The 13,493-nt window shown below is 77.5% G+C and carries 12 protein-coding genes; 6 read left to right on the top strand and 6 right to left on the bottom strand.

Going from position 1 to position 13,493, the window contains the following annotated elements; all coding sequences use genetic code 11:
* Window positions 1-29: 29 nt before the first annotated feature.
* The 3 genes from FBY24_RS18700 to FBY24_RS18690 all read right to left on the bottom strand — a co-directional run bounded on the left by FBY24_RS18700 (window position 30) and on the right by FBY24_RS18690 (window position 2,087).
* The gene (locus FBY24_RS18700) at window positions 30-755 is read right to left on the bottom strand and encodes a DUF305 domain-containing protein (RefSeq protein WP_255432483.1); all 726 of its coding nucleotides are present in this window, start codon (window positions 753-755) and stop codon (window positions 30-32) included.
* Window positions 752-1,402, bottom strand: a complete 651-nt coding sequence (locus tag FBY24_RS18695; RefSeq protein ID WP_142162903.1) for a DUF3105 domain-containing protein — start codon at window positions 1,400-1,402, stop codon at window positions 752-754. The genes FBY24_RS18700 and FBY24_RS18695 overlap by 4 nt, the downstream gene beginning before the upstream one ends.
* A gap of 121 nt (window positions 1,403-1,523) precedes the next feature.
* On the bottom strand, window positions 1,524-2,087 hold the full coding sequence (locus tag FBY24_RS18690; RefSeq protein ID WP_142162902.1) for a CGNR zinc finger domain-containing protein: 564 nt from the start codon (window positions 2,085-2,087) through the stop codon (window positions 1,524-1,526).
* Window positions 2,088-2,224: 137 nt separating this feature from the next.
* Between FBY24_RS18690 and FBY24_RS18685 the strand changes: the two genes are divergently transcribed.
* The 4 genes from FBY24_RS18685 to arfB all read left to right on the top strand — a co-directional run bounded on the left by FBY24_RS18685 (window position 2,225) and on the right by arfB (window position 5,531).
* On the top strand, window positions 2,225-3,247 hold the full coding sequence (locus FBY24_RS18685) for a DMT family transporter (RefSeq protein ID WP_255432482.1): 1,023 nt from the start codon (window positions 2,225-2,227) through the stop codon (window positions 3,245-3,247).
* Window positions 3,248-3,319: 72 nt separating this feature from the next.
* Entirely contained in the window at window positions 3,320-4,291 is a 972-nt protein-coding gene (locus FBY24_RS18680; RefSeq protein ID WP_140460572.1) for a TIGR03557 family F420-dependent LLM class oxidoreductase, read from the top strand.
* Window positions 4,288-5,106: a coenzyme F420-0:L-glutamate ligase gene (locus tag FBY24_RS18675; protein WP_142162898.1), complete on the top strand. Its 819-nt coding sequence runs from the start codon at window positions 4,288-4,290 to the stop codon at window positions 5,104-5,106. The genes FBY24_RS18680 and FBY24_RS18675 overlap by 4 nt, the downstream gene beginning before the upstream one ends.
* Window positions 5,103-5,531 carry an alternative ribosome rescue aminoacyl-tRNA hydrolase ArfB gene (gene arfB, locus FBY24_RS18670; protein WP_140460347.1) on the top strand — a complete coding sequence of 143 codons (429 nt, stop codon included), beginning with the start codon at window positions 5,103-5,105 and terminating at the stop codon, window positions 5,529-5,531. Before FBY24_RS18675 ends, arfB begins: the two co-directional genes overlap by 4 nt.
* A gap of 24 nt (window positions 5,532-5,555) precedes the next feature.
* Here arfB and FBY24_RS18665 read toward each other — a convergent pair whose 3' ends face one another.
* Window positions 5,556-5,945: a YbjQ family protein gene (locus tag FBY24_RS18665; RefSeq protein WP_140460348.1), complete on the bottom strand. Its 390-nt coding sequence runs from the start codon at window positions 5,943-5,945 to the stop codon at window positions 5,556-5,558.
* Window positions 5,946-6,068: 123 nt separating this feature from the next.
* On the opposite strand from FBY24_RS18665, the gene FBY24_RS18660 reads away from it, so the two are divergent.
* The gene (locus FBY24_RS18660; RefSeq protein ID WP_142162896.1) at window positions 6,069-6,992 is read left to right on the top strand and encodes an alpha/beta hydrolase; all 924 of its coding nucleotides are present in this window, start codon (window positions 6,069-6,071) and stop codon (window positions 6,990-6,992) included.
* Between the two features lie 54 nt (window positions 6,993-7,046).
* On the opposite strand, the gene FBY24_RS18655 is transcribed toward FBY24_RS18660, so the two are convergent.
* Window positions 7,047-8,261 (bottom strand): DUF418 domain-containing protein, encoded by a 1,215-nt coding sequence (locus FBY24_RS18655; protein ID WP_142162895.1) that lies wholly within the window; start codon window positions 8,259-8,261, stop codon window positions 7,047-7,049.
* 112 nt (window positions 8,262-8,373) lie between these two features.
* Entirely contained in the window at window positions 8,374-8,946 is a 573-nt protein-coding gene (locus FBY24_RS18650; protein WP_142162893.1) for an HhH-GPD-type base excision DNA repair protein, read from the bottom strand.
* A 132-nt stretch (window positions 8,947-9,078) separates the two neighbouring features.
* Here FBY24_RS18650 and FBY24_RS18645 point away from each other — a divergent pair, with 132 nt between their 5' ends.
* The gene (locus FBY24_RS18645) at window positions 9,079-13,476 is read left to right on the top strand and encodes an FtsK/SpoIIIE domain-containing protein (protein WP_160158535.1); all 4,398 of its coding nucleotides are present in this window, start codon (window positions 9,079-9,081) and stop codon (window positions 13,474-13,476) included.
* Window positions 13,477-13,493 lie beyond the last annotated feature (17 nt).

Below are 13,493 nucleotides of genomic sequence, written 5' to 3'. Positions count from 1 at the left end.
CCGCACGGCGCCTCGCGCGGGGCGTCCCCTCAGGCGTCCGCGGGCAGCGGGCCCCCGCGCTCGTCGAGCAGGTCGCGCAGCACGGTGACCTCGCGCTCCTGCGCGGTCACGATGCCTTCGGCCAGGCGCACCACCTGGGCGTCCTGGGCGTGCTCGACCGCGTACCGGGCCATCTCCACGCCGCCGAGGTGGTGGTCGATCATCAGCGCCAGGAAGATGCGCTCGGCCTCGACGCCGTCGGCCTGCTCGAGGCGGCGCAGGTCGGCGGGCTGCACCCAGCCGGGCATGTCGGCCAGCGCCCCGCCGGCACCTGCGTGGCCGTGCTCGCCGGCCATCCAGGCCATCGGGTCGGCCTCGCCGGACTGCGGCAGCCCCCACACGCGCAGCCAGGCGAACATCTGCCCGACCTGCTGCTGCTGGGCGGTGAGGATGTCGAGGGCGATCGCCCGCAGGACGGGGTCGTCCGACCGGTCGCGCAGCATGACCGAGAGCTCGACGGCCTGCCCGTGGTGGGCCTGCATGTCGCGCGCGAAACCCGCGTCGACCGACCCCTCGGTGGGCACGGCCCGGCCGGGGCGTCCGACCAGCAGCCCGCCGGCCGCCAGGCCCACCAGCAGCGCGAGCACCACCCCGGCCGCCACGACCGTGCGACCGGCGCCGTCGAGGGCCCGCCACGTGCGCACCAGCGCGGACGGGGTCTCGGCGGCGCCGGCCGCGGGGTCGGCCGCAGCGTCGGGGGTGGGGTCCGACGTCACGCGACCGGCTCGCCGGTCCCGTTGCTGCACAGCGCGCCGGCCTCGGGCAGGTCGGGGTTGAGCAGGTACTTGCGCACGAACGTCTCCAGGCGCGGGTCCGCGGCGTCCTCCAGCGGCAGCTGGTAGCCCCACGCGGTCGCGACGACGGGGGAGCCGAGACCCTCGTACGGCGTCAGCAGCATGTACGACTCGCCGGCCGCCAGCTCGGTGAGGATCTCCAGCTGGTCCGCGGGCAGCGCCGGGTCGTAGGTGATCCACACCGCGCCGTGCTCGAGCGCGTGCACCGCGTTCTCGTCGGGCACGACCGTGTCGTACACGCCGCAGTTGAGCCAGACCGCGTTGTGCGGGCCGCCGACCGGCGGGGTCTGCTCGTAGTCCACGACGCCCTCGACGTGGTCGAACGAGAGGTCGGTGTACTCCTGCACGCCCTCGATGGGCGCCTCCGCCTCCGCCTCGGCCGCCGCGGTCTGCCGCGCCTGGCCCACGATGACCACGCCGGCCCAGCCGAGGAGCCCCACGACGAGCGCACCGACGACGGACACCGCGACGATCGTCCGGCGCCGCTCGGCGCGCTTCTGCTGCTCGCGCAGCGCCGCCACCTGGGCGGCCCGCTCCTCGCGGCTCTTGCGTGATCCCGTGCCCGCCATGCGCCGTCCCGTCGTCAGGGCGCGGCCCGTGCGCCGCGCGGACCGTCAGGATAGGTGAACCTTCAAACGTCCGCGTGCGGTGCCCGTCACACGGGCCCCGGCGGTCACGCGGACCCGGCGGTCATGCGGACCCGGCGGTCGCGCGGGCGCGGCGGGCGCGGTAGGCGGCCACGTGCGCGCGGTTGCCGCAGCCGTTGACGTCGCAGAACCGGCGCGAGCCGTTGCGCGAGAGGTCGACCAGCACGGCCGCGCAGTCGTCCGCCGCGCAGGTGCGCAGGCGGTCCCACGCGTCCGAGCGCACGAGGTCGGCCGCTGCCATGGCCGTCTCGACGAGGACCACGGTGGCCAGCTCCGCGTCCGCGACGGTCGCGTGCAGGTGCCAGTCCATGTGGTCGTGCCGCACGAGGAACGGCACCGCGTCGGCCTCTCGCAGGATCGCGTTGACCACCTGCGCGCCCGTGTCGCGGTCGACGTCCCACAGCGCGGACACGCGGTCGCGCGCGGCGCGCACCTGCGCCAGCTCGGCGGCGTCCCGGTCGTGCCGCCCGGTGTACCCCCAGGCGGTGAAGAAGCCGTCCAGGTCGGGCACGGTCGTGAGCGCGTCGCGGCCGTCGCGGCGCCGTGCAGTGTTCACCAGGTCGGCGGCGGCGCGCAGGTTGGCCTCGGTGTCATGGGCGAAGACCACGTTGACTCCTGTCCGACGGCGGTCGTACCGTCATGAGCATACGGGCGAGTGACTCCTGGCAACCGGTGATCCCGGCGGCGTCGGCCCCGTGCCACCCCGTCGCCCGCGCCCGCGGGCCCGCCCCCTGGAGCGTGCACGTGCCGCAGACCGGTGCCCGGGGGGCCGGCGTCCTCGCCGGCCTCGTCGCCGCCCTCGCCTTCTCGACGAGCGGCCCCGTCGTCAAGCCCCTGCTCCTCGCCGGCTGGAGCCCCGGCGCCGCGATCGGCGTGCGCCTGACCGTCGGCGCCGTGCTGCTGGCCGGGCCGGCGCTGCTCGCGCTGCGCGGGAGGTGGTCGCTGCTCGCGCACGAGTGGCGCACCGTCGTCGGCTTCGGGCTCCTCGGCGTGGCCGGAGCGTCGACCATGTACTTCCTGGCCGTCGAGCGGCTTCCCGTCGCCGTGGCGCTGCTCGTCGAGTACACGGGGCCGCTGCTGCTCGTCGCGCTCGGCTGGGCGCGCTCCCGGCGGGCCCCGTCCCGCACCACGCTCGTCGGTGCGGCCCTGGCGACGGGCGGGCTCGTGCTCGTGCTCGACGTGACCGGCAGCCTCGACCTCGACCCCGTGGGGCTGCTCTTCGCCCTCGGCGCCGCGGTCGGCAACGCCGCCTACTTCGCGATCACGGCACGGCCCACCGCGCTGCCGCCCGTCACGCTCGCCGGGGCGGGCATGGTCGTCGGGGCCGCGGCGGTCGGCGTCGTCGCGGCGGTCGGCGTGCTGCCCGTCGAGGCGCCCGACGTGCGCGTGGCGTTCCTCGGCGCGCAGGTGCACTGGCTCGTCCCGCTGCTGGTCGTCGGCGCCGTGCCCACCGCGTTCGCCTACGGCGTCTCGGCCGTGTCCGTGCGCCTGCTCGGCGAGCGGGTCGCGTCGTTCCTCGCGCTGTCGGAGGTGCTCTTCGCCGTCCTGCTCGCCTGGGTGCTGATCGGCGAGGCGCCGCTGCCCGTGCAGCTGGTCGGCGCCGGACTCGTCGTCGCGGGGGTCGCGGCCGTGCGGCGCGGTGCGGACCGCGACGTGCTGACCGGTGCCGCTCCCGCCCCGGGCGGGGCCGCGGGTGGCGACGGGCGCGACGCCCCGGCCGACGGGGCGCCGGTCCACGCAACGCGGCCGACACATGCGCGGGGTTAGGCTCGCCGGACGAGCAGGGGATCGACCGGGAGGACGCGACACGTGGCAGGGCTGACCGTCGGTTATGCGGCGATGCTGGAGCAGTTCCACCCCACCGAGGCGGTCGCGCTGTCGGCCTACGCCGAGCAGCACGGGTTCTCGGGCGTCATGGCCGCGGACCACTTCCAGCCGTGGGTGCCCGCCCAGGGGCAGTCGTCGTTCGTGTGGAACGTGCTGACCGCCGTGGGCGAGCGCACCACGGGTGACCTGGGCCCGGGGGTGACCGCGCCGACGTTCCGCTGGCACCCGGCGATGGTCGCGCAGGCGTCGGCGACGCTCGCCGCGATGTACCCCGGCCGGCACTGGCTGGGGCTCGGGTCGGGCGAGGCGCTCAACGAGCACGTCGTGGCCGGGTACTGGCCCGAGGCCCCCGAGCGCATCAACCGTATGTTCGAGGCCATCGACCTCATCAAGAAGCTCTTCAGCGCGTCGCTCGCCGGCAAGGACGTCAAGCACGCCGGGCAGTTCTACAAGCTCGAGTCGACCCGGCTGTGGACCATGCCGGAGGAGGCGCCCGAGATCCTCGTCGCGACCGCCGGCCCGGTCACCGCCAAGCGGACCGGCAAGCACGCCGACGGCATCATCACCGTCGGCGCACCGCTGGAGAAGATCACCGGCCTGTTCGGCAAGTTCGCCGAGGGCGCCCGCGAGGTCGGCAAGGACCCCGACGCGATGCCCAAGGTGCTGCAGCTGCACATGTCGTGGGCAGAGACCGACGAGCAGGCCCTCGCCAACGCGATGCACGAGTGGCCCAACGGGGGCATGAAGTTCCCCAAGGCCGACATCCGCTCGCCGTTCGACTTCGAGCAGATGGCCAAGCTCGTGCGCCCCGAGGACTTCGCCGGCCGCATGGTCATCTCCGCGGACCCCGACGCCCACCGCGCAGAGATCCAGAAGTACGTCGACCTCGGGTTCGACCGGATCTACCTGCACAACGTGGGGCGCAACCAGCGCGAGTGGATCGAGGTCTTCGGGCGCGAGGTGCTCCCGAAGCTGAGCCGGTGACCGGGCTGCGCGTCTGGGCCGCCGACGGCGTGCCCGAGGTCGTCCCCGGCGACGACCTCGCGGCGCTGCTCGTCGCGGCCCTGCGCGCCGACCCGGACCCCGGGCGCCGGCTCGTGGACGGTGACGTCGTCGTCGTGACCAGCAAGGTCGTGTCCAAGGCCGAGGGCCGGGTGGTCGCCGCCGACGACCGCGAGCAGGCCATCACGGACGAGACCGTGCGCGTCGTGGCGACCCGCGAGCACCCCGGCGGGGTGACGCGGATCGTCGAGAACCGGCTCGGGCTGGTGATGGCCGCGGCCGGCGTCGACGCGTCGAACACCCCCGAGGGCACGGTGCTCCTGCTGCCCGTGGACCCCGACGCGTCCGCCCGCGGGCTCCGGCGCGCGCTGCAGGAGGCCTTCGGCGTGCGGCTGGGCGTGCTGCTCACCGACACCGCCGGGCGGCCCTGGCGCCAGGGCGTCGCCGACCTCGCGATCGGTGCCGCGGGGGTGCAGGTGCTGGAGGACATGCGCGGCCAGGTCGACACGCACGGCCGCCCGCTGACCATGACCGTCGCGGCGGTCGCGGACGAGATCGCGTCGGCGGCCGAGCTCGTCAAGGGCAAGGCCACCGGCCGGCCGGTGGCCGTGGTGCGCGGGGTCGGGCACCTCGTGACGGAGGAGGACGGCCTCGGGGCCCGCGTGCTGGTGCGGACCGGGCCGGACGACATGTTCCGCCTGGGCTCCGCCGAGGCGTACGCCGAGGGGTGGAAGGACGCGCTCGCCGCGGGCGGGGCGCCCGGGCCGGCCGGTCCGGGCGGGCGCGCCGCGCCGTGACCGGCGACGTCGTCGTGGGCCCGTCGCTCGTGATCCCGCGCGCCGAGCTGACGGTGCGGTTCTCCCGGTCCTCCGGGCCCGGCGGCCAGGGCGTCAACACGACGGACTCGCGGGTCGAGCTGCGGTGGGACGTCGCCGCGTCGGCCGTGCTCACCGCCGTGCAGCGGCAGCGGCTGGTGGAGCGCCTCGGGGCGCGGCTCGTCGGCGGGGTGCTCACGGTGACGGCCTCGGAGCACCGCGAGCAGCTGCGCAACCGCGCGGCGGCGGAGCTCCGCCTGGCCGCGCTCGTCGCGGCGGGGATCAGCCCGCCGGCGCGCGCGCGGCGGCCCACGCGGCCGACGCGGGGCTCGGCCGAGCGGCGGCTGGCCGCCAAGAAGCAGCGGTCGGCGACCAAGCGCCTGCGGTCGGCGAAGCCGGGGGAGTGAGCGGGGCGTCGCCGTTCTGCCGGGTCAGGCCCGCGCGTCGTCGGCGGGGAGCGCGGCCTGCTGCGCCGACTGGACGGTGGCGCCCGGCTCGTGCCCGGCGAGCGGCTCGACGACGACCGCGGTGCCGTAGGCGCAGCACTCGGAGAACGCGCCGATCGCGGCCGAGTCGTACCGCAGCGCGACCACGGCGTTGGCGCCGCGCTGCTCGGCGTCGGCGACCATGCGGGCCAGCACCTCGCGGCGCGACTCGTGCATGACGCGCGTGTACTCGGGGATCTCGCCGCCGCCGATCGCCCGGAAGCCGGCCGAGAGGTTGGCGCCCGCGTCGGTCGCGCGCACGGTCACGCCCATGACCTCGCCGAGGACGGCCTGCGTGCGGTAGCCGGGGACGGAGTCGGTGGTCACGACGATCATGGCCGCGATCGTGCCACGCCGCGGAGGGGCGGGTCGGGTGATCCTCGGTGGCGAGGTCTTGTCACTGGTTGGTGTGACGTGAGTATCATCCGAGAGTCATCGACGTCACAGGGGGGTTTCGTCATGAGCACGTCCACCGTCCCGTCCCGCACACCGTCGGCGCGTCCCGCGCCCGGACCGTCCGCAGGCGCCCGTCGGCCCGCCGGGCTGCTCGCGCTCGTCGTCGGCCTGCTGCTGGCCCTCGTGCCGGCCGCACCCGCCGCCGCCGCGAACCCGTACGAGCGCGGCCCGGCACCCACCGAGTCCAGCATCACCGCCGCCCGCGGCGCCTTCGCCGTCTCGCAGACCAGCGTCTCCCGGCTCGGCGTCTCCGGGTTCGGCGGCGGCACCGTCTACTACCCGACCGACACGTCGCAGGGCACGTTCGGCGGGGTCGTGATCTCGCCCGGGTACACCGCGCGCCAGTCGAGCATCGCCTGGCTCGGCCCGCGCCTGGCCTCGCAGGGGTTCGTCGTGATGACCATCGACACCCTGAGCGTCTACGACCAGCCCGCCTCGCGCGGACGCCAGCTCGCGGCCGCGCTCGACTGGCTGACCACGCGCAGCTCGGTCCGTGACCGCGTCGACGGCACGCGCCTCGCCGTCATGGGCCACTCCATGGGCGGCGGCGGCACCCTGGAGGCGGTCGTCGACGACCCGTCGCTGCAGGCCGCGATCCCGCTGACGCCGTGGAACGCCGACAAGACCTGGCCCGAGGTCACCACGCCGACGCTGATCATCGGCGCCGAGGACGACAGCGTCGCGTCCGTGACGACCCACGCGCGCCCGTTCTACACGTCGATCCCGTCGAGCACGCCCAAGCAGTACCTCGAGCTCAACGGCGCCTCGCACTTCGCACCGAACGTCTCCAGCACGCCGATCGCCCGCAGCTCCATCGCCTGGCTCAAGCGGTTCGTGGACGACGACACCCGCTACGACCCGTTCGTGTGCCCCGCGCCCGCGGTCGGCACGACCTGGTCCGACGTGCGCTCCACCTGCCCGTTCTGACCGGCGCCCCGGGCCGGCCGCCCCGTGCGACCGGCCCGGGGCCGTCCGGGGGCCTCAGACGGTGCGGTAGACCAGGCGGCGGTAGAGGGCCTCGGCCGGGCCGCGCTTGTCCGCCCGCTCCAGCAGCACCGCGACGACGACCGTCACCACCCACACCCCGACGGCCCACGCCACGACCTGCGCCGACCCGAACCCCCGGGCGAGGCCACCGGCCCAGCCCGCCAGCGGCAGCACGAACAGCACGGTCTGCAGCAGGTAGCAGGTCAGCGACCGGGTGCCGACGGCACGCAGCGCCCGGCCGACGGGGCCCAGCGTGGCGAGCGTCGTCCCGTGCGCCCCCACGACCCACCCGACCAGCGCGGCGAACGCGATCCCGCCCACCGCGCCGGTGACCATGTGCAGCGCGGCCGGGACGACGACGCCCAGCGCCGACGGCTCCCACAGGCCGGCCACCGCGGTGGCTAGGGGCACCGCGCCCACGACGCTCACGGACAGCCCGCCCACGGCCCAGCGCCGCAGCAGCGGCAGGTGCGCCGCCGGGTCCTCCAGCACGCCCGTGCGCGCCGCCCAGAGCCCCGCCAGCACCAGCGGCAGCGCGATGACCACACCGACCGGCAGCATCGGCAGCGTCGCCGCACGCAGCAGCGCCGCCAGCAGCGGCGAGGTCTCCGCGGCCGCGAGCTGGTCGCCGCCGTCCATGCCGCCCACGGCCACGGTGAGGGCGTCCAGGGCGCCGGTCGCCAGGCCGCCCAGCAGCAGCGTGACGCCGCCGACCACCAGCAGAGTCCGCCCCGACGCGCGGACCAGGAGCACCGCCACCAGCCCGGTGAGCCCGTAGACCGCGAGGATGTCGCCCTCCCACAGCAGCAGCGTGTGCGCGACGCCGAACGCCACCAGCCAGCCGGCGCGGCGCAGCAGGTCGGTGCGGCACGCCGGCCACGGCACCAGCGCCTGCGCGCGGCGTCGCACGACCACGCCGATGCCGTACCCGTACAGCAGCGCGAACATCGGCATCGTGCGCCGGTCGACGAAGAGCGACACCACCCCGTCGACCACGCGGTCGAGCGTCGAGCCGTCGAGCGGGCGCAACCCCACCCCGACGGGCTGGCCCCACAGGTGCGTGACGGAGTTCGCGATCGCGATGCCCAGCAGCGCCAGGCCGCGGGCGACGTCGGGCGCGACGGCCCGGTCGCGCACGGCGACAGGTCCGACGACGGGCACGGGCGGGGGCGCCGCGAGGGCGGGGGCGGGAGGCGTCGGAGACGTCATGACCCCATCCTGACCGCCCCGGGGCCGCGACGGCTCGGCCGCGAGGACGGTCTGCGGCGGGTACGCTCCGTCGCGCGACGGAGGACGGGTGCCCCGCGCGCGGGCCGCCGGGTCAGGAGCCGGCGCGGGCGGCGGCCTTCGCGGCGCGCTTCGTGGCGCGCACCTCGACGAGCGAGTCCGCGTCCGTGACGTCGGCGATCGAGCGCCGCGAGCCCTCCTCGCCGTACGCACCCGCGACCTCCCGCCACCCGGCCGGCTGCACGCCGCGCTGCTTGCCGAGCAGGGCGAGGAAGATCCGCGCCTTCTGGTCGCCGAACCCGGGCAGCGCCTTGAGCCGGCGCAGCACCGTGGCCGCGTCCGGGTCGCCGTCGCGCCACAGGCGCGTGACGTCCCCGTCGTAGTCGTCGACGACCGCACGGGCCACCGCCTGCACGCGGGCCGCCATCGACCCGGGGAACCGGTGCACGGCCGGCGGCGTCGCGCACAGCGCCGCGAACTGCTCCGGGTCGGCGTCCGCGACGCGCCGCACGTCCAGCCCGCCCATGCGGTCGGCGATCTTCGCCGGGCCGGCGAACGCCGTCTCCATCGCCACCTGCTGGTCCAGCAGCATGCCCACGAGCAGCGCGAACGCGTCCTCGTCGAGCAGCCGGTCGGCGGCCTCGTCCCCGGTCATCCACAGCGCCATGCCCCCATGGTGCGCCACGGGCCCGCCCCGCCGCGAGACCGTCGTCCACAGGCCCCCCGGCAGCCGGCCCCGGGCCCCGGCTACGGTGCGCCGGCCGGGCCGGGCCCGGCGGACGACCCAGGGAGACCCGCCGTGCGCACACGACTGACGATCCGCCGGCCCCACGGCGGCACCCACGACGTCGTGGTGACGACCGACGCCGGCGCCACCGTCGCCGACGTCGCGGACGCCCTCGCCCGCGCGGCCGACGCGGACCCGTGCGCCCCCGCGACGCTCGTCGTCGAAGCACCCGACGGTGGCCCCGCCCGTGCGCTGCCGCGGACGACCGGCGTCGTCGAGGCCGGGCTGCCGGCCGGATCGACGGTCACGCTCGCCCCGGCCGGGGACGACGCCTCCGCCCCCGGCCCCGCCCACGCGCGCGTCGACGTCGTCGCCGGCCCCGACGCGGGGCTGACCGTGGACCTGCCGCCGGGCACCAGCACGGTCGGGCGCGGCCCGGCGGCGACGGTCCGGCTCACCGACCGGCTCGTCGCGCGCACGCACGCCCGTCTCGTCGTCGGGGACGACGTCGAGGTCGTCGACGCCGGCGCGGCGGACGGCGTGGTGGTCGGTGCCGGGCGCGTCGACCGCGCCGTCCTCGGACCCGGCGACCTCGTCGTGCTCGGCGAGAGCGTGCTGCGCGTGCGCCGCCTCGGGGGTGTCGTGGCCGGGGCGTCCCCCGGACCGGGCGCGCAGGGCCGGGGGACGCGCGGCGCGGACGTCCCGTTCAACCGGTCGCCCCGGGTCGTGCCCCGGCACCCCGACGCCACCGTCGACCTGCCCGCGCCGCCCGGCCCGCCCCGCCGCGACCCGTTCCCCCTGCTCGCGCTCGCCGCGCCCGTGCTGCTCGCCCTCGTGCTGCTGCTCGTGTGGCGCAACCCGCTGTCGCTGGCCTTCGTGGCCGTCAGCCCCCTGCTCACCGTCGGCACCTGGGTCGAGCGCCGCGTCACCGAGCGCCGCCGCGCCGCCGAGGCGGCGGCCCGGTTCGAGGACGCGCTCACCGCGGCGGAGGTCGAGCTCACCGCCGCCCGGACCGCCGAGCGCACGGCCCGGCTCGCGGCGCTCCCGTCGACGCAGGAGGCCCTCGCGGCCGCCCGGACCCGGGCGCCCCTGCTCTGGTCGCGGCGCGCCGACGGGGCCGACTTCCTCGTGCTGCGCGCCGGGACCGGCACGGCACCCGCACGCACCCGCCCCGTCGTCCCCGCGGCACCCGACGCCGAGCCCGCCCACCGGGACCGCGTCCGCGCGCTCGCGGACCGGTTCGCCGAGGTGCCCGACGTGCCGCTCGCCGTGGCGCTGCGCGTGAGCGGCGGCCTCGGCGTCGCGGGCGAGGACGCGGCTGTCGACACCGTCGCCCGGGCGCTGGTCGCCCAGCTCGTGACCCTGCACGCACCGTCGGAGGTGGCGCTCGCGGTCGTCACGTCCGCGCGCCACCGCGAGCGCTGGGGGTGGACGGTGTGGCTGCCGCACGTCGCGTCGCCGCACAGCCCGCTGCCCGGCGTGCACGCGGCCGCGGACGCCGCCGCCGCGGTCGGGCTGGTGGCGGCGCTGGAGGAGCTGGTCGCGTCCCGGGCCGACCGGCAGGGGCGTGCCGGGCGGGTGACGGTGGTGCCCGCGGTCGTGGTGGTCGTCGACGACGACGCACCCGCCGACCGGGCGCGGCTCGTGCGTCTCGCGGAGGACGGACCGGCCGTGGGCGTGCACGTGCTGTGGTGCGCCCGGTCGGTGGCGGCGTTGCCGTCGGCGTGCCGGGCGGTCCTCGACGTCGACGCGGGCGCCCTGGGTGACGTGCCGGACGGCACGTGGCGGGCCGTGACGACCGAGGGGCTGGGTGCCGCGGAGGCGACGGCGCTCGCGCGGTCGCTGTGCCCGGTCGTCGACGCGGGGGCGCCCGTGCACGACGAGTCCGACCTGCCGCGGTCGGTGCCGGGCGCTGACGTGGTCGGCGGGGACGGCCTGGACGACCCGGTGGCGGTGCTCGACCGGTGGTACGCGACGGGGTCGGTGCTGGACCGGTCGGGGCCGCCGGTGCGTCGGCGCACGGACGCCACGCTGCGGGCCGTCGTGGGGCGGGGTGCGCAGGGGCCGTTCGTGCTGGACCTGCGCGCCCAGGGCCCGCACGCGCTGGTGGGCGGCACGACCGGCGCGGGCAAGAGCGAGCTCCTGCAGGCCTGGGTGCTGGGCATGGCGGCGGCGCACGGCCCGGACCGGGTGACGTTCCTGCTCGTGGACTACAAGGGCGGGGCGGCGTTCGCGGACTGCGTGGACCTGCCGCACACCGTGGGGCTGGTCACGGACCTCACGCCGCACCTGGTGCGGCGGGCGCTGGCGTCGTTGCGGGCCGAGCTGCGGCGGCGGGAGCGGCTGCTGCAGCGCAAGCAGGTGCCCGACCTGCTGGCCCTCGAACGCCTCGGCGACCCGGAGACGCCGCCGGCGCTGGTGATCGTCGTCGACGAGTTCGCCGCGCTCGTGACGGACGTGCCGGAGTTCGTCGACGGGGTCGTCGACGTCGCGCAGCGCGGCCGCTCGCTCGGCCTGCACCTGGTGCTCGCGACGCAGCGCCCGGCGGGCGTCATCAAGGACAACCTGCGGGCCAACACGAACCTGCGGATCGCGCTGCGGATGGCCGACGAGCACGACTCCACGGACGTGCTGGGCTCGGCCCTCGCGGCGGGCATCGACCCCGCGACGCCGGGCCGGGGTGCGGTGCGGACGGGGCCCGGGCGGCTCGCGCTGTTCCAGACGGCGTTCGTCGGCGGCCGGTCGACCGGCGCCCCGACCCGTGCCGCGGTGCGGGTGGCGACGCTCGAGCTGGGTCCGGGGGAGCCGTGGGACGTCCCCGTCCCGCCGTCGCCCGTGGCCGACGACGACGGGCCGAGCGACGCGGCGCGCCTGGTGGCGACGGTGCGCGCGGCCGCCGACCTCGCGGGGGTCCCGGCACCGCGACGTCCGTGGCTGCCCGAGCTGGGCGCGTGCGTCGAGCTGGAGGACCTGCCCGCGGGCGCGGGGGCCCTCGCGCTGGGGCTGGTGGACCGCCCGGCGGCGCAGGAGCAGGAGCCGTGGTGCTGGGTTCCCGACGTCGACGGTGCCCTCGCGGTCGTCGGCGCCGGCGGGACGGGCCGGTCGACGGCGCTGCGGACCGTCGCGGCGGCGGCGGCGCGCGACGTCCTCGCGGGCGGCGGGCCGGTGCACGTGCACGCCGTCGACGCCGGCGCCGGGGTGCTGGGCGGCCTCGAAGGGCTGCCGGTGGTCGGCTCCGTGCTGGACGTGGCCGACGCCGAGCGCGTGCTGCGCCTGCTGCGCGACCTGGCCGCCCTGCTCGACGACCGGGCGCGCCGGTGGGCGTCCGTGCAGGCCGGGAGCCTGCCCGAGTACCGGGCCCGTGCCGGGCGGCCCGACGAGCCGCGGGTCCTGCTGCTGCTCGACGGGATCGGCGCGGTGCGGGACGCGTACGAGGGGGAGGGCGGGCGTGCCGGTGCCTGGGCGCTGCTGCAGCGCGTGGTCGCCGAGGGGCGTCCCCTGGGCGTGCACGTCGCGCTGACGGCGGAGCGCCCCGGTGCGGTGCCGACGGCGCTGGCCGCAGCCGTAGGGTGCCGCCTGGTGCTGCGGCAGGCCGACGCCGGTGCGTACGCCCAGCTCGGCGTGCGCGGCGACGTGCTCGGGACCGACGCCCCGCCCGGGCGCGGCGTCGACGCGCGCACCGGCGACGAGGTGCAGGTGGCCGTGCCGTCCGCGTCGCCCGTCGTCGCCGACCAGGCCGGGACGCTGGCCGCCCTGGCCGCGCGCCTCGACGCGGCCGGCGTGCCCCGGACCCCGCCCGTGCGCCGCCTGCCCGCGCTGGTCCGTGCGGGCGACCTGCCCGCCACCGTGGCCGGGCTGCCGCTGCTGGGGGTCGCCGACGACACGCTCGAGCCGGTCGGTCTCGACCCGCACGGCACCTTCCTGGTCGCCGGGCTGCCGGGGTCGGGCCGCACGACGGCGATGCTCGCGCTGTCCGCCGCCCTGCGCCGGGCCCTGCCGGACGCGCACCTGGCCCTCGTCGCACCGCGCCGGTCCCCGCTGCCGGCGGCGGTCCCCTGGGACGACGCCGCGACCGGCCCGGACGACGCGCGGCGGCTGGCCGTCGAGCTCGCGGCCCGCCTGGCCGTCCCCTCCGACGAGGGCCACGTCGTGCTCGTCGTCGAGCAGATCGCCGACCTGCTCGGCGGCCCCGCCGAGCAGGTCCTCACCGAGGCGGTGCGCGCCGCCCGCCGGCAGGGGCACCTCGTGCTCGCCGAGGCCGAGACCACCGCCTGGGGGTCGTCGTGGCCGCTGGTCGCCGAGGTCCGCAACGGGCGCCGGGGCCTGGTCCTGCAGCCCGACACCGTCGACGTCGAGACCCTGTTCCGCACCTCCGCCGGCCGGCTGCGGCGCGGCGACCAGCCGCCCGGGCGCGGGCTGTGGGTGGAGCAGGGGCGCGCCCGCCGCGTGCAGGTGCCGCTGCCCGGGTGACGTCGGGGCCGCCGGGT

The sequence above is a fragment of the Cellulomonas sp. SLBN-39 genome (assembly GCF_006715865.1).
Taxonomy (GTDB): Bacteria; Actinomycetota; Actinomycetes; order Actinomycetales; family Cellulomonadaceae; genus Cellulomonas.
Note: the sequence above shows the minus strand (reverse complement) of the source record. Positions and strands in the feature narration are given on the sequence as shown.

Bases quoted from the DNA above. Each gene is read 5' to 3' on its own strand.
- FBY24_RS18695 (WP_142162903.1), bottom strand. From the start codon at position 1,402: ATGGCGGGCACGGGATCACGCAAGAGCCGCGAGGAGCGGGCCGCCCAG.
- FBY24_RS18680 (WP_140460572.1), top strand. From the start codon at position 3,320: ATGCTGGAGCAGTTCCACCCCACCGAGGCGGTCGCGCTGTCGGCCTAC.
- FBY24_RS18665 (WP_140460348.1), bottom strand. From the start codon at position 5,945: ATGATCGTCGTGACCACCGACTCCGTCCCCGGCTACCGCACGCAGGCC.
- FBY24_RS18660 (WP_142162896.1), top strand. From the start codon at position 6,069: ATGAGCACGTCCACCGTCCCGTCCCGCACACCGTCGGCGCGTCCCGCG.
- FBY24_RS18655 (WP_142162895.1), bottom strand. From the start codon at position 8,261: ATGACGTCTCCGACGCCTCCCGCCCCCGCCCTCGCGGCGCCCCCGCCC.
- FBY24_RS18650 (WP_142162893.1), bottom strand. From the start codon at position 8,946: ATGGCGCTGTGGATGACCGGGGACGAGGCCGCCGACCGGCTGCTCGAC.